The organism is Ruegeria sp. N7 (assembly GCF_056531345.1).
In genome coordinates this window covers 87908-104083 of the sequence record NZ_JBQFLR010000001.1, presented here as the reverse complement: position 1 = coordinate 104083, position 16176 = coordinate 87908, and the positions used below count along the sequence as shown (strand labels likewise).

The window sequence follows — 16176 nt, the reverse complement described above, 5'->3', positions numbered from 1 at the left end:
TGGGTTTTCTTGTTCAGTCTCGGCGGAACCCGAAGGGACATCAAGGCATTATGACTGCGACCGAGTGTATTCACGGGGTGACAGGCCCCGGGCGCCGAAGTAAGACACCGCTATGAGCGAACCAGTATCTTCAATCCGAAACCTTGGCCCCGCCTTTGAACAGGCCTGCGCCCGTGCTGGTATTCATTCGGCCGAGGCGCTGCGTGAACTGGGGCCGGACGAAGCCTATGCTCGCCTGTTGCGCGCCGGCACCAGGGCGCATTTCATCGGATATTACGTTCTGGTGATGGGATTGCAGGGCCGGCCGTGGAACGACTGCAAGGGCGACGAGAAAAAAGCCCTGCGCGAAAGGTTCGACGCAATCAAAGCCGGTAACGCGGCTGCCCCCGAAAACCAGATGATTGCAGATCTGGACGCTATCGGAGTTCGTGTTGCACAAAAGGACCTAAAGCAGGTCTGAACGAACAAGGCCGCACCCAACCAAGGATGCGGCCCCAATCTGTCAGCAATGGCTGTGGCTTAGCCGACCAGCTCAATGCCCGAGAAGAAATATGCGATTTCAACCGCTGCGGTTTCCGGAGCGTCCGAACCGTGGACCGAGTTTTCACCGACCGATTCCGCGAACTCGGCGCGGATGGTGCCGGGTGCTGCGTCTGCAGGGTTGGTTGCGCCCATGACTTCACGGTTCTTTGCAATGGCGCCTTCGCCTTCCAGAACCTGAACAACAACCGGAGCCGACGACATGAATTCGCACAGTTCGTCATAGAACGGACGTTCGGCATGAACGTCATAGAACTTGCCAGCCTGAGCTTTGGTCATGTGAATGCGCTTTTGCGCCACAATGCGCAGGCCAGCTTCTTCGAACTTGGCGTTGATTTTGCCGGTCAGGTTGCGGCGGGTTGCATCGGGTTTGATGATCGAGAATGTGCGTTCCAGTGCCATGTCGGCCTCTCCTTATAATGTGACGCGGGACCCGCGCCGAAATCCATCGCGCGCCGGGTATCATGGTCTTTGGCCTATGAAAAGTGTAATGATGCCTTGCCCGTGGCTTTGCAGTTCAGATTGTGTCTGGCAAAGGGTCGACGCGGTCCAGTCGACGGACGTAAAGCACCGCCAGCAAGCCAGCAAAGCTACAGGCCCACATCATGCCCAGTACCAGATACGGCCCATTTTCGGGGCTAACGAACGCGCCGGTCATTGAGGTCAGAACAGCGCCCAAAGCCACGATCATTGCCCCCGACAGCCCTGCCGCGCTTCCTGCCAGTCCGGGGCGTACCGACATGACACCGGCCGCGGCATTGGCATTGGTCAAACCGTTGCCAAAGCCGACACAGATTGCCGAGCCGAAGAAGACCCAGACCGATCCCAGATCAGCGAGGAACAGCAACAATCCGCAAAACGGCCCGGTCGAGGCCACGATCCGCCCCGACAAGATCATCGTCGTCAGCCGCGTCCGGGCCGCAATCCGACCGGTGACAAAATTGCCAACCATGAACCCGCCGGTGATGATGCCAATCCCCAGCCCCAGCGTTGCTGGGCTCAGGTCGAACCACGCTACGGCAACCAGCGGCGCACCGGTGATAAAGCTGTAGAACCCCCCAATCGAAAACGCCGCGCATAAGGCATACCCCCAGAACCTGCGGGCACGGAACAGGTGCGGATACTCGCGCAGTTGGGCACCAAATGTGGACGAGCGGTTGGTGTTGGTCTCGCCCATGTCGAACCAAAGCAGCACCAGCAACCCTGCCCCGAGCAACGAGTACAGGACAAACCCCGAGCGCCAACCGAAAAGCATATCCAGCGCCCCACCCAACATCGGCCCAAGCATCGGGGCCAAAGCCATGGCCATTGCGACGTAACCGAGTTTGCTTGCCGCCTCATTCGGTGCGTAACGGTCTCTGATCGACGCGCTGGACAGGACCGAGCCGGCGACAACAGCAGCCTGAAGCAGGCGGAAGCCAAGAAAAACCCAGATCGATCCGGCCAGTGTGCATCCGATCGACGCAAGGACAAATATTGATATACAAATCAAAAGGATAGGTCTGCGCCCAAAGCGATCCGATAACGGGCCCATGATCAGTTGCAACACTGCCGAAACCGCCAGATACCCCGCGACCGACAGGTTCATCAGGCCGTAATCCACCGTGAAGTCTTCACTCATATGCGCCAGCGACGGCAGGAACATGTTGAGCGTCAGCACAGACAGCGCCGTAGCAAAGATCAATGTGATCAGGGATGGAGGCGTCCGGGCCGCGCGCATGTGAAAAACCGCTTCAAAAAGCAAACGAGACAGCGCTAACACATTGCTTGATGCTTGAAAATGCCAAGCCGCTGGCTGCGGCATCACACCTCTGCTAAGAGCGCCTCATGTTACGGATCGAAGACATCACCTATGCCGTTGAAGGCCGCCCATTGTTTGATGGCGCCAGCGCAACCATACCAGACGGTCACAAGGTTGGCCTTGTGGGCCGGAATGGCACGGGAAAGACCACGCTTTTTCGCCTGATCCGCGGGGAACTGGCGCTGGAATCGGGGAATATCGCGGTCCCCAAGCGCGCCCGCATTGGCGGGGTCGCGCAGGAGGTCCCATCATCCAACGTTTCGCTGATCGACACTGTTCTGGCCGCTGATACCGAACGCAGCGCCCTGATGGCCGAGGCTGGCGACGCAACGGATCCCACGCGAATTGCCGAAATTCAGACCCGGCTAGCCGATATCGACGCCTGGTCAGCCGAGGCGCGCGCAGCCTCGATCCTCAAGGGGTTGGGGTTTGACGACGCAGACCAATTGCGCCCCTGCTCGGATTTTTCCGGTGGCTGGCGGATGCGCGTGGCCTTGGCGGCGGTTTTGTTCTCGCAACCGGATTTGTTGCTGTTGGACGAACCGACCAACTATCTGGATCTTGAAGGCGCGCTATGGCTGGAAAGCTATCTGGCGAAATATCCGCACACGGTCATTATCATCAGCCATGACCGGGGCCTGTTGAACCGTGCCGTAGGGTCGATCCTGCATCTGGAGGATCGTAAACTCACCTATTACGCGGTGCCTTACGACAAGTTCGCGGAACGGCGGGCGGAACGTCTGGCGCAGGCGGAATCGGAAAACGCCAAGGCCAAGGCCCGCATCGCACACCTGCAAAGCTTTGTGGATCGCTTCCGCTACAAGGCGTCGAAAGCCGTACAGGCCCAATCGCGCCTGAAGATGATCGAACGCATCCAGTTGGTCTTAACCCCGCAAGAGGCCGCGCTGCGCGCGTTTTCCTTCCCCGAACCCGAGGAGCTGTCGCCGCCGATCATCCAGATTGAAGGCGGCGTGACCGGCTATGGCGAGATCGAAGTACTGCGCCGTCTGAACCTGCGCATCGATCAGGATGACCGTATCGCGCTGTTGGGTAAGAACGGTCAGGGCAAATCCACCCTGTCCAAACTGCTGTCAGACCGCCTGCCCCTGATGGCGGGCAAGATGACCCGCAGCAACAAGCTGCGCATCGGGTATTTCGCACAGCACCAGGTGGACGAGCTTTATGTAACCGAAACGCCACTGGACCACCTGCGCCGCCTGCGCCCGGACGAGGTACCAGGCAAGTGGCGCTCGCGTTTGGCGGGGTTCGGCCTGAACGCGGCTCAGGCGGAAACCGAGGTTGGCCGCCTGTCGGGTGGGCAAAAAGCGCGCCTGTCGCTGCTGCTGGCCACCATCGACGCGCCACATATGCTGATCCTCGACGAGCCTACGAACCATCTGGATATCGAAAGCCGCGAGGCGCTGGTCGAGGCGCTGACGGCCTATTCCGGCGCTGTCGTGCTGGTCAGCCACGACATGCACCTTCTGTCGCTTGTTGCCGATCGGTTGTGGCTGGTCTCGGAGGGTACGGTCAAATCTTATGACGGTGACCTTGAATCCTATCGTGCCCTTTTGCTGGCGCGTGACAAACCGGTGAAGGAAAAGCCGCAAACAGAGAAGCCCAAACGCGCCTCGCGCGATACCATGCTGGCATTGCGCGCGGACCTGCGCAAATGCGAGGACCGGGTCGAGAAACTGACAGAGATGCACGACAAGCTCGCGGCAAAACTGGCCGACCCGGAGCTATACGAGGACGACAAGATCAACGATCTGGAAACCTGGAACCGCAAATTCGCCGAAGTGGTCGAGGCCATGCAAAAAGCAGAAGCGCTTTGGATCGCCGCTGCTGAGCGACTGGAACAGGCGGAAACGGTATGAGCGATCCCGTTGTTGAAACCAAAGCGATGATCGCGGGAATGCGCCCCGAAATTCAACCCTGCGAATTCGCATTTGTTGTCTGGCCCGAAGATATGGACTGGCCCGACGGGACACGCGCCAGTTATGTCGAGGCCGAAGGGCTGTCTTTAATCGTTCCGATTAATTGTGCACCAAAAGAGGCGGTCGCTATGCGCTGTATCACGCTTCAGGTACACTCCTCGCTGGAAGGCGTGGGTCTGACCGCTGCGGTCTCGGGGGCGTTGGCACAGGCCGGAATTCCGGCGAACATGGTTGCGGGCTATCACCACGATCATGTCTATGTTCCGTCAGGATTGGCCGAAGACGCCCTGAAAATTTTGAAACATCTGCAACAGAGTAGCAAAGAGTGATTGACACCGCATTTCTGATCACCGCGTTCACAACGCTTTTCGTGGTTCTTGATCCACCAGCGCAAACGCCGATTTTTGTGGCCCTGACCCAGAACATGGATTGGCACACGCGCCGCTCTGTCGCGATACGCGCGTGCCTGACTGCTGGCGGCATTCTGGCGATGTTCGCGGCCTTCGGCGAAGCGCTGCTGGGATTTGTCGGCATCTCGATGGAGGCGTTTCGCGTTGCGGGGGGTGTTTTGCTGTTTCTGACCGCGCTCGACATGCTGTTTGAACGCCGGACCAAACGTCGTGAAAACAGCGCCGAAGAGGAAGAACATCCGGACCCGTCGGTGTTTCCACTGGGTATCCCACTGATTGCAGGGCCTGGTGCGATTGCCACCATGATTCTACTGGCCGGTCAACATCCCGGCATTCAGGGTCTGGCCGTGGTCATCGGCGTTATGCTGGTCGTACTGGCAATGGTTTTTGTGATGTATCTTTCATCTGGGGCCGTGGCACGGCTTTTGGGGAAAACCGGGTTGAACGTGTTGACCCGGCTTCTTGGGATGCTGCTGGCTGCATTGTCTGTTCAGTTTATTCTTGATGGCCTCAAGGCCTTTGGATTCGCATCTTAAACCCCCATATTCACAAGGTTAAGGGGATTTCCGGGAACCGCATGGACAGTTTCGATATTGGACGCCTGATCTATCTGGCCCTGCTTGGGGCGGCGCTGCTGATGTGGTTTGTCACCCACAATCGGCAGTCGCTCGGCAAGACGTTGCAGCAGGTGATGGCATGGGTGTTCATTTTCGTCGGGGTCATCGCACTGGTCGGTCTGTGGGAGGATATTCGCTCCTCGGTCGGTCCCGCACCGCAGATGAGTGTCACCGGAAACTCGGTTGAGGTTCCCCGTGCCTATGATGGCCATTATTACCTTCCGGTTCTGGTGAATGGTGAGCTGATCACCTTTCTTGTCGACACCGGCGCCAGCCAGATCGTGCTGAACGCTCAGGACGCCAAAAGGGCAGGCATTGATCCCGATCAGCTGAACTATTTCGGGCGCGCCTTGACTGCAAACGGTGAGGTGCGTACTGCGCCGGTGCGGCTTGAGACCCTGACGGTAGGACCCATTACGGATCAGAATGTTTCGGCCTGGGTCAACGAGGGCGAACTGGATAAGTCTCTTTTGGGGATGGAGTACCTGCACCGTTTTTCAAGCATCCAGTTTGCGGATGGCAAGCTGATCCTGTCCCGTTAATGCCTCTCACCTCTTGAGAACAAAAGTGGAACATGATAACTTGTGGGCATGTCTGCTCAGCTTCTTGGCCACAAACCTGCGCGTCAGGTACCGGGGGTAAATCTCCATTCCCAGATCACCCTGCAACCGGGTCGCGTGCACGAGGCTTGCGGCCCCGCCCGGCGCAGCTTTGCCATCTGGCTGGCCGGTCAGACACAGGGCCCCGTGCTGTGGATTTCCCCCGCGTGGGAGCCCGCCCAACTGAACCCCGACGGAATTATGGCCTTTGCTGATCCGGCACGTTTTCTGTTCGTTCACCCCACCCGTGCCGAAGATCTTCTATGGTGTATTGAAGAGGCGCTGCGCAGCGGGGCCATCCCGCTGATCATAGGCGACCTGCCCGGCGCGCCGGGGCTGACGCCGGTGCGGCGGATGCATCTGGCCGCAGAACAAGGCGGTACGATGGGCCAAGCCCCGCTTGGCTTGCTGCTGACGCCCGGTGATGGCGGCGCACAAGGGGTTGAGACACGCTGGCACATGGCCGCCGCCCATCAGGGAGATACCAGACACTGGACCCTGACCCGCCGCCGCGCCCGCGCCCTGCCCCCGGTCAGCTGGCAGGCCACTCAGACTGCTGCCCGCACCGGTCTGCACCTGAAACGCATTGAAACAGAGGACATTCTGACGTGAAGCCGCAAGGATCACGCAAGATGTGACTCGCCAAACTCCGGATCGCACCCTAGCGTCGCCGCATGAGCCATCCGATCCATGACAGCCGCTATTCCTGGATTCGCCTTCTGATCACGCTCGCCATCGCAACTGTGGCGAATGTAGGGATGTGGGCGGTCATCGTGGTCATGCCTACTGTCGAAGCAGAATTCGGCGCCAGTCGCGCCGAAGCCTCGATGCCATATACGCTTACGATGATCGGATTTGCGCTGGGCAATATGTGGCTAGGACAACTGGTGGACCGGCTGGGCGTGACACGCGCCCTGATCGGCGCCGCTGTATTAAGCGCCTTCAGCTATCTATTGGCAACGCTGGCCCCGAATATAACACTACTATCTGCGGCGCATCTGCTGGTCGGGCTGGGAACATCGATCGGGTTTGGCCCCTTGATCGCCGATATCTCGCACTGGTTCATGAAGCGGCGTGGGTTCGCCGTCGCATTGGTGGCCAGCGGAAACTATATCTCTGGCGCAATCTGGCCCACCCTGCTGTCCGGCATTCTGTTACGGGATGGCTGGCAACAGGTCTACCTGACATTGGCGCTATTGACGCTGCTGATTGTCATCCCCCTGTCCTTGCTGTTGCGTCGTCAGGTCCCGGTCGAAGCACACAGCACAGCCGCGGCCACAGCCCAGATCAACGCGCGCACTGTCGGCGTTTCACCACGCGTGTTACAGTACATCCTTGGCCTGGCTGGTATTGGATGCTGCGTAGCGATGTCCATGCCACAGGTCCATATCGTGTCGTATTGCGTCGGGCTGGGATACGGCCCCGCAGTGGGGGCCGAAATGCTATCGCTGATGCTGCTAGGTGGCGTCGCCAGCCGTATTCTCTCGGGCCTGTTGGCCGACCGTCTGGGCGGCGTCATGACGCTCTTGATCGGCTCAGTCTTGCAGTGCATCGCCCTGTTCCTGTTCCTGCCATATGACGGGATGGTCTCACTTTATGTGATCAGCTTGCTGTTCGGTCTGGCGCAGGGTGGCATCGTGCCCAGCTACGCTTTGGTTGTCCGTGAATACATGCCGCCGCAGGACGCCGGGGCGCGGGTCGGATTCGTCTTGATGATGACCATCCTTGGCATGGCGCTTGGCGGCTGGATGTCAGGCTGGATTTACGATGTCACCGGAAGTTACCACCTGGCCTTCGTCAACGGAATTCTTTGGAACGGTTTGAACATTGCCATCGTTCTGATGTTGATCAAAAGATCCCGCCCCAGACGGGACACGGTCATGGCGTGACACACCTGACCCGCCGCTTGGTGCTTGCAGGGATGGTGGCTCTGCCTTTGGCCCGTACGGTGCAAGCCGCGTTGCAGCCATACATTTTGTCAACGAAAGCCACCGTGGTTGGTTTTACCTTTGATCTGTCAGGTATCCCTCAGACCGGATCAATGCCGATCCGGCAGGCGAACGTACAGATTGACATGCACCGCCTGCAAAACAGCCGGGTCACGGTGGTGCTGGATGTCAACAAGGCCAGAACACGCTTGCCCTTTGCCCGCATGCCGATGCTCGGCCCCGGTGTTTTGGGCGCCGAAACCTACCCGACAATTCAATTCGTATCGACTGACATTCAATTGGGGGCCGATGGGCGCATATCGAATGGTGCTCGTGTCACGGGGGAACTGAGTATCCGAGATGTGACGCACCCCATAACTTTGGATGCCAACCTATACCGCCAGCCCGGAACAGCCGCGAACGACCTCAACCGCCTGTCCATAGGTTTGACCGGGACATTGAACCGGCACGATTTCGGTGCCTCGGGTTATCCCGATCTGGTAGGACAAAACGTCGGACTGGACATACGTGCCGAGATCATTCGTGCAACCTAATCGACAAAAAGCAAAAAACGACTGGATAAAGTCGAATAGTTGCGCGCATTGTCCGGTGACGCCGCCTATCTGAGAAAACCATGCGCACGATCATTTCATTTGCCGCCCTGTTTCTTTCGGTCATTCTGCTTCAGCTTTCAACGGGCGGCGTCGGGCCACTTGATGCCATTTCCGGGATCACCTTAAGCTTTTCGACCGAACAGATCGGTATGCTGGGTTCAGCGCATTTCCTTGGCTTTTTCATAGGTTGCTGGTGGGCGCCGCGACTGATGGGCAGTGTCGGGCATTCCCGCGCATTTGCCGTATGCACAGCGCTGGGCGCGATGGGGTTGATCGGGCACACCCTGACAGACAATCCTTATGTATGGGCGGCGTTGCGCATCGCCTCGGGCACATGTGTGGCAGGTAGTTACACTGTCATCGAAGCGTGGCTGAATGCAAAAGTGACCAATGAGACACGTGGACGAGCCATGGGCACCTATCGCATCGTCGATATGGGTGCCTCGCTGAGTGCTCAGTTGATCATCGCCGTCCTGCCACCCGCCTCGTATGTTTCCTATAACCTCTTGGCGATCCTTTGCTGCGCCTCATTGCTGCCGCTGACACTGACACGCGCAAGTCAGCCGAAGACGCCCGACGCCCCCCGCCTGCGCCCGAAACTGGCATGGCACAGTTCGCCGTTGGCCGTCGCGGGCGTCATTGTTTCGGCACTCAGTTCAGCATCTTTCCGAATGGTCGGGCCCGTCTACGGTCAGGAAGTCGGGTTGGGAGTGGATCAAATCGCCTTCTTCCTCGCCTCTTTCGTTCTGGGCGGGGCGCTGGCGCAGTATCCGATGGGATGGCTCGCGGACAAATACGACCGGCGCTGGGTCTTGATCTGGCTTTCGGTCGCGGCGGTACTAAGCTGCGGGGTCACAATGGCGGCAAGCGACACGGGAACCGTCGGTGTCATGCTTGCAGCGGCGCTTTTTGGGTTCACGACATTCCCAATCTTTTCGGTGTCATCCGCACATGCCAACGATTTTGCGACAACCGAACAAAGGGTCGAGTTGTCTGCCGCCTTGATGTTCTGGTACGCGCTGGGGGCTATTGCGTCACCCTATATCACGTCAACACTGATCCAGGATTTCGGCCCCAGCGCGCTGTTTGCATTTGTTGCGGTCGGCCACGTATTCCTGATCGGTTTCGGCCTGGCCCGGATGCGGTCGCGTCCAACACCCGCGGAGAGAACCAATTACGTCTACGCACCGCGTACATCCTTTACGGTCGGAAGGTTGCTGAAACGCGCCCGCGAGGAATGAAAAGCGGACCCGCAGCCCTGCATTGCGCAGAGTCTGCGTATTGGCTGACCACAATCTGACCGGTTTACAACGGCCATCGGCGGCTGGGTCGCCCTATCAGGCGCGCGTTACAAATCAGAGTTATTCCAGTCACCTACGAAACCGGGCTTTTGCTGAGCGGTGACTTAGGTTAGACGAACGCGCAGTTAGATATGCGGAAACGGAATATGGCTCGGATTCTCATCACCTCGGCGATCCCTTACATCAATGGGATCAAGCATCTCGGCAATCTGATCGGCTCGCAACTGCCTGCCGACTTGTATGCACGCTACCAGCGTGGCCGGGGGAACGAGGTCATGTTCCTGTGTGCCACCGACGAACACGGCACCCCGGCCGAACTGGCCGCTGCCAAAGCTGGAAAGCCGGTGGCCGAGTATTGCGCGGACATGTACGAAATTCAGGCCGACATCGCCAAGCGTTTTGGGATGAGCTTTGACCACTTTGGCCGCTCATCCAGCGATCAGAACAAAAAGCTGACCCAACATTTCGCCGGAAAACTGGATGCGGCCGGGTTGATCCGTGAGGTCACGGAAAAGCAAATCTATTCCAACGCGGATGGTCGCTTTCTTCCCGACCGCTATATCGAGGGCACCTGCCCCAATTGCGGGTATGAGAACGCACGTGGCGACCAGTGTGAAAACTGCACCAAGCAGTTGGATCCGACCGACCTGATTGAACCGCGCTCGGCCATTTCGGGCTCGACCGATCTGGAAGTGCGTGAGACCAAGCACCTCTATCTGCGCCAGTCGGGAATGAAGGATCAGCTGGATGCCTGGATCGACAGCAAAACTGACTGGCCGATCCTGACCACATCCATTGCCAAGAAATGGCTGCATGATGGCGACGGGCTGCAAGACCGGGGGATCACCCGCGATCTGGACTGGGGCGTTCCGGTCAAGAAAGGCGATCAGGACTGGCCCGGTATGGAAGGAAAGGTCTTCTATGTCTGGTTCGATGCGCCGATTGAATACATCGCCTGTGCCAAGGAATGGGCGGATTCGACCGGGAAACCCGATTCCGAGTGGGAACGCTGGTGGCGCACCGATAAGGGTGCGGACGATGTGCGATATGTCCAGTTCATGGGCAAGGACAACGTGCCATTTCACACGCTTTCTTTCCCCGCCACTATTCTGGGGTCGGGCGAGCCGTGGAAAATGGTCGACCACCTGAAATCCTTCAACTACCTGAATTACGACGGCGGCCAGTTCTCGACCTCGCAGGGGCGTGGCGTCTTTATGGATCAGGCGCTCGAGATTCTGCCAGCCGACTACTGGCGGTGGTGGCTGCTGAGCCATGCGCCAGAAAGCAGCGACAGCGAGTTCACGTGGGAGAACTTCCAACAATCCGTGAACAAGGATCTGGCCGATGTTCTGGGCAACTTCGTCAGCCGCATCACCAAGTTCTGCCGCTCGAAATTTGGTGAGGTGGTGCCCGAAGGCGGTGAGTTTGGCGAGCGTGAGAACGCTCTGATCGACGAACTCACCAAACGCGTCCGCGCTTACGAGGCGCATATGGAAGCAATGGACGTCCGCAAGTCGGCTCAGGAACTGCGTGCCATCTGGGTGGCTGGCAACGAATACCTGCAAGCAGCGGCACCGTGGTCAACCTTCAAGGAAGACCCCAAACAGGCCGCTGCACAAGTACGCCTGGGCCTGAACCTGATCCGGTTCTATGCCGTGCTCAGCGCGCCGTTCATCCCTGATACCTCGGCCAAGATGCTAAGCGCCATGAACACGCTCGACACCAGCTGGCCGGAAGACGTGGCCGCAGCGTTGAACGCGCTACCCGCGGGTCACGACTTTACCGTGCCAGACGTTCTGTTCGCCAAGATCACAGACGAACAGCGCGAAGAATGGCAGGCAAAATTCGCCGGTAAACGCGGCTGACCGCCCTGATATTCGAAAGCTCGAACGGGGGCCGTTGGCCCCTGTTTTCGTTCGGCACCTCGGAACGGGCCGACACCTAAACCAGCTTAGTTGCTGTAATTTTTGGCGTCATCGCAAACCACCTCGGGATTCATCGCGCTTGAGAAATCGTGGCAAACAAGCCATCCTGCAAACAAGTTTTGTCGACTCGCGCGTTTGTGACCGCCGGGATGGACACCAATTGTTTCTGAAATGCACGAGGCTTTCGCCATGTCCCAAGTTTTCCCTTTTCTAACTCAGGTCCGCAATCCAATCGCCACCGCATTATTGCTGATTTCCCTGGGACTGGCCCAACCTGCAACTGCACAGGACGAAGGGGCGGCACCGAAAGTTACGATTGCGGCCGCCTACACCGAGGAAATCACCGACGAGGCTTCCTTCATAGGGCGCGCTCAGGCGATCAATAAGGTCGATATCGTGGCCCGCGTGAACGGTTTTCTCAACAGCCGGAATGTCGAGGATGGGGCTACGGTCAAGGAAGGCGACCTGTTGTTCACCATCGAACCTGACCTTTACGAGGCGACATTGGAGGCCCGAAAAGCCGATCTGAACCGGGCCGAGGCAAATCTTGAGTTGGCCAAGGTGGACCTGGCGCGTAAGGAAGAGCTTTACAAGCGCGACGCGACACCTGAATCCGAACGCGACATCGCGCGGGCCAACGAACTGGTCGCCGAGGCTCAGGTCAAGGCCGCAAATGCAGCGATCCAGCAGGCCGAACTGGACCTCAGCTATACACAGATCCACGCGCCTTTTGATGGACGTATAGGCAGCATCACCACCAGTGTCGGTGATGTGGTCGGCCCGACCAACCCGCCGCTGGTGAACATTGTAAGCGAGACGCCGATCTATGTGAATTTCTCGCTCAACGAAAAACTCTTTACTTCGGTTCTTCAGACCGTTGGCGCAAATTCCGCTTCTCTTGCGGACAGCCCGCAAAGCCCCAATGTGCATATCACGCTGCCAAATGGAACAAAGCTGGATGAAACGGGCAGGATCGTATTTGTTGACAATCGTATCGACCCGTTGACCGGCGCGATCACAATGCGCGCCCAGTTCGAAAATGCCGACCGTTTGATCCTGGACGGTGCATTCGTGAATGTGCAGATCGAAGCGTTGCAACCGACCTTGCAAGTTCTGGTGCCGCAAGCTGCGCTGCAACGCGATCAGCGTGGTGATTTTGTTCTGGTTGTAAACGACAAGCAGATGGTGGAGCAGCGATACATCACCACAGGCAACACGGAAGGTACCGCCATCATCGTTACCGAAGGTTTGCGTGAAGGCGAAAGCGTGATTGTCGAGGGCCTGCAACGGGTCCGCCCCGGCGTGGCTGTTGACGCGGTCGTCGCCTCTGAACAGCCGGGAGAGTAATCGATGTTCTCAGCCCTGTTCATCAGCCGGCCAAAGCTGGCGTTTGTCATCTCGCTGGTGCTGACCATCATGGGTGGCATCGGCTATCTGGTGCTGCCGGTCGCGCAGTTCCCGGACATTACCCCGCCCGTGGTCAACGTCTCCACCAAATACACCGGCGCAAATGCGGAAACAGTGGAGAACACCGTTGCCGCACCGATCGAGGCGCAGGTCAACGGTGTGGACGACATGATCTACATGACATCCAGATCGTCTGACAACGGCTCGTATTCGTTGGACGTAACCTTCGAAGTTGGCACCGACCCCGATATCGCCTCGGTCAACGTGCAGAACCGGGTGGCGCAGGCAATGTCGTCGTTGCCCGCCGAAGTGACATCTTCGGGCGTTGTCACACAAAAATCGTCGACCAATATGCTGATGCTGGTCACGCTGACCTCGCCCAATGGCACCTATGACAGCGTGTTTCTTTCCAACTATGCCTCAATCAACCTGCGCGATGCGCTGGCGCGTGTGCAAGGCGTGGGTAAGGCTGATGTTCTGACCAACCTTGAATACGCCATGCGGGTCTGGATGGACCCTGACAAGATGGCAGCCCTGTCCATCACACCAGGCGATGTAATCAACGCGATCCGCGAACAGAATATCGAAGTGTCTGCCGGGTCGATCGGTGCACCGCCTGTGCCCGAAGGGCAGACCTTTCAATACACGATCAAATCCAAAGGTCGACTGACGTCAGCCGAAGAATTTGGCGACATCGTGATCCGTACCGGAGATGCCGGCGCAATTGTCCGCGTAAGGGACATCGCCCGGGTTGAGCTTGGCGCACAGTTCTACTCGGCGTCCGGTTATTTTCAGTCCGTGCCGGCCACCGTGATCGGCATCTATCAAGCCCCCGGCGCAAACGCCCTCGCCGTTTCAGAGCGCGTGCAGGCGGAACTGGAGCGGCTGTCCCGCGCATTCCCGTCGGATGTCGAATATGATGTCCCCTTCAACACGACCGACTTTGTCGAAGCCTCGTTGAATGACGTTGTTTCCACACTGATCCTGACCTTCACACTTGTGATCTCGGTCGTTTTTGTGTTCCTCGGCAGTTGGCGTGCCACGATCATTCCGGCGGTTGCCATCCCGGTCTCACTGATTGGCACGTTTGCTTTCTTGCTGGCCTTCGGCATGTCTTTGAACACGATCTCGCTGTTCGCACTGGTTTTGGCCATCGGCATCGTGGTTGATGACGCCATTGTCGTGGTTGAAAACGTCGAGCGCATCATCGCTGATGAGGGGCTGCCCCCGGCAGAAGCCACCCGTAAGGCAATGGGGCAGATCACAGGCCCGGTCATCGCGACCACGCTGGTTCTGTTGGCGGTTTTCGTGCCGGTGACATTCATGCCGGGCATCTCAGGGCGGTTGTACTCTCAGTTCGCTGTCACGATCTCGACCGCTGTTGTGATCTCGTCCATCAACGCGCTGACACTGTCACCTGCCCTGTGCGGGCTGGTCCTTAAGGCCCGCTCAGGGCCGCCCAAAGGGCTACTTGCGCTGTTCGAAAACTTCATTGGTGGCGTTCGCAACGGCTATGTCGCTATTGTGCGCAAACTGCTTGTCTTTCCAGCTATCGCGCTGGCCATCGTGGTTGGTCTCGGCATGGGAACAGGGGCAATCATGTCGAACACCTCAGCCGGGTTTATCCCGCTGGAAGACAATGGTTATCTCTTTGTTGACGTGCAACTGCCTGACGCCGCGACGCTGGAACGGACCGAGGCCGTGACAAAGCGCCTCGATGACCAGATACGCGAGATCCCGGGTGTGTCCAGCACCGTTCTGATCAATGGCTTTTCATTGCTGAACGGCACAATCACCAACGGCGCTGCGATCTTCGTGAACCTCGACAACTGGGCCGAACGGCAGGAGGAGGACCTGAGCGCCAAGGCCATTCTGGCCAAGGTGCTGGCCATCGCGAATAACGAAACCGCAGCCTCGACCGTTGCCTTCAACCCGCCACCAATTCAGGGTCTTGGCATGTCTGCCGGGGTTGAGATGGAGGTGCAGCAAACCGGAGGCGGCTCGCCGCAGGATCTGGCTTCGGCTGTGGGGTCGTTTGTCTATTCGGCCAACCAGCGCCCCGAGATCGGGCAGGCCTATACGACATTCCGCGCCAACGTTCCGCAGCTGTTCGTGGATCTGGACCGCGAGAAAGCCAAAACACTGGACGTCTCGGTGGCTGAGATTTTCCAGACCATGCAGGCCCAGCTGGGGTCGTATTATGTCAACGACTTCAACCTGTTTGGTCGCGTCTATCGCGTAATGATCCAGGCGGAAGGCAGCTATCGCGACAATGTCGATGACATTGCCAGCCTCTATGTGCGCTCTCAGAAGGGCGACATGGTGCCACTGGGCACCCTGATCGACGTAGAAAACGTGTTGGGGCCGGTTCTGCTGAAACGGCATAACCTGTTCCGGTCGGCAACGGTTACGGCGGTGCCTGCACCGGGCCTTTCCAGCGGCGATGCGATCACCGCGATGACAGAGGTCTCTGCTTCAGCCCTGCCGCCGGGATACTCGTTCGAATGGACGGGGACGGCACAACAACAGTTGGCGTCAGGCAGCCTGGTGATCATTATTCTGGGGCTGGCCATCCTATTCGGTTACCTGTTCCTTGTGGGACAGTATGAAAGCTGGACTATGCCGGTCTCGATCCTGCTGTCAGTGGTCGTGGCCCTGTTCGGGGCGGTGGCCGCGGTTGCCATCGTTGGCAGTGATATTAACCTTTATACACAGATCGGTATGATCATGCTGGTGGGTCTGGCTTCGAAGAACGGCATTCTGATCGTCGAGTTTGCAATGGAACAGCGCGCCAAGGGTCTTTCGATCAAGGAAGCTGCCGTCGAGGCCGCTCATCAGCGGTTCCGCGCTGTTATGATGACTGCCCTGTCTTTCCTGCTGGGCGTCGTACCGCTGCTGGCCGCCAATGGTGCAGGTGCGGCCAGCCAGAAAGCCATCGGTGTCGCCGTGTTCGGTGGCATGTTGGCCGCGACGCTGGTTGGCGTGATCGTGGTGCCTGTCCTCTACGCCCTGATGCAAAGCATGCGTGAGTGGCTGAAAGGCAGCAAAAACGATCCCGGCCCTTCAGAAGAAGCGGCCTGATCCGATCAAAGCCCCG

Annotated in this window: 14 protein-coding genes; 12 read left to right on the top strand and 2 right to left on the bottom strand. The window is 58.4% G+C overall.

What is annotated here, in order from left to right:
* Window positions 1-112 precede the first annotated feature (112 nt).
* Window positions 113-460 carry a TfoX/Sxy family protein gene (locus ACR0ES_RS00490; protein WP_267364152.1) on the top strand — a complete coding sequence of 116 codons (348 nt, stop codon included), beginning with the start codon at window positions 113-115 and terminating at the stop codon, window positions 458-460.
* Between the two features lie 59 nt (window positions 461-519).
* Here ACR0ES_RS00490 and ndk read toward each other — a convergent pair whose 3' ends face one another.
* Together ndk and ACR0ES_RS00480 are read right to left on the bottom strand one after the other, a co-directional pair.
* Complete coding sequence (gene ndk / locus ACR0ES_RS00485) at window positions 520-942, bottom strand: nucleoside-diphosphate kinase (protein ID WP_008757405.1); 423 nt, start codon at window positions 940-942, stop codon at window positions 520-522.
* A 115-nt stretch (window positions 943-1057) separates the two neighbouring features.
* Entirely contained in the window at window positions 1058-2260 is a 1203-nt protein-coding gene (locus ACR0ES_RS00480; protein ID WP_480831092.1) for a multidrug effflux MFS transporter, read from the bottom strand.
* A gap of 107 nt (window positions 2261-2367) precedes the next feature.
* Here ACR0ES_RS00480 and ACR0ES_RS00475 point away from each other — a divergent pair, with 107 nt between their 5' ends.
* The 11 genes from ACR0ES_RS00475 to ACR0ES_RS00425 all read left to right on the top strand — a co-directional run bounded on the left by ACR0ES_RS00475 (window position 2368) and on the right by ACR0ES_RS00425 (window position 16160).
* Complete coding sequence (locus tag ACR0ES_RS00475) at window positions 2368-4218, top strand: ABC-F family ATP-binding cassette domain-containing protein (RefSeq protein ID WP_480869194.1); 1851 nt, start codon at window positions 2368-2370, stop codon at window positions 4216-4218.
* Window positions 4215-4607 (top strand): ACT domain-containing protein, encoded by a 393-nt coding sequence (locus ACR0ES_RS00470; protein WP_209596013.1) that lies wholly within the window; start codon window positions 4215-4217, stop codon window positions 4605-4607. Before ACR0ES_RS00475 ends, ACR0ES_RS00470 begins: the two co-directional genes overlap by 4 nt.
* Entirely contained in the window at window positions 4604-5224 is a 621-nt protein-coding gene (locus tag ACR0ES_RS00465) for a MarC family protein (RefSeq protein WP_209504138.1), read from the top strand. Before ACR0ES_RS00470 ends, ACR0ES_RS00465 begins: the two co-directional genes overlap by 4 nt.
* Before the next feature lie 41 nt (window positions 5225-5265).
* Window positions 5266-5847, top strand: a complete 582-nt coding sequence (locus ACR0ES_RS00460; RefSeq protein WP_209504139.1) for a retropepsin-like aspartic protease family protein — start codon at window positions 5266-5268, stop codon at window positions 5845-5847.
* Window positions 5848-5895: 48 nt separating this feature from the next.
* Window positions 5896-6516, top strand: coding sequence for an ImuA family protein (locus ACR0ES_RS00455; RefSeq protein WP_480772610.1), 621 nt, complete (start codon window positions 5896-5898; stop codon window positions 6514-6516).
* A 62-nt stretch (window positions 6517-6578) separates the two neighbouring features.
* Window positions 6579-7793 (top strand): MFS transporter, encoded by a 1215-nt coding sequence (locus tag ACR0ES_RS00450; RefSeq protein ID WP_480565088.1) that lies wholly within the window; start codon window positions 6579-6581, stop codon window positions 7791-7793.
* The gene (locus ACR0ES_RS00445) at window positions 7790-8386 is read left to right on the top strand and encodes a YceI family protein (RefSeq protein WP_480869192.1); all 597 of its coding nucleotides are present in this window, start codon (window positions 7790-7792) and stop codon (window positions 8384-8386) included. Before ACR0ES_RS00450 ends, ACR0ES_RS00445 begins: the two co-directional genes overlap by 4 nt.
* 80 nt (window positions 8387-8466) lie before the next feature.
* On the top strand, window positions 8467-9687 hold the full coding sequence (locus tag ACR0ES_RS00440) for an MFS transporter (RefSeq protein WP_480485858.1): 1221 nt from the start codon (window positions 8467-8469) through the stop codon (window positions 9685-9687).
* 206 nt (window positions 9688-9893) lie between these two features.
* Window positions 9894-11612 carry a methionine--tRNA ligase gene (gene metG, locus ACR0ES_RS00435; protein ID WP_480869190.1) on the top strand — a complete coding sequence of 573 codons (1719 nt, stop codon included), beginning with the start codon at window positions 9894-9896 and terminating at the stop codon, window positions 11610-11612.
* Between the two features lie 249 nt (window positions 11613-11861).
* Window positions 11862-13019, top strand: coding sequence for an efflux RND transporter periplasmic adaptor subunit (locus ACR0ES_RS00430; protein WP_480481277.1), 1158 nt, complete (start codon window positions 11862-11864; stop codon window positions 13017-13019).
* Between the two features lie 3 nt (window positions 13020-13022).
* Complete coding sequence (locus ACR0ES_RS00425; protein WP_480869188.1) at window positions 13023-16160, top strand: efflux RND transporter permease subunit; 3138 nt, start codon at window positions 13023-13025, stop codon at window positions 16158-16160.
* The last annotated feature ends 16 nt before the right edge of the window (window positions 16161-16176 follow it).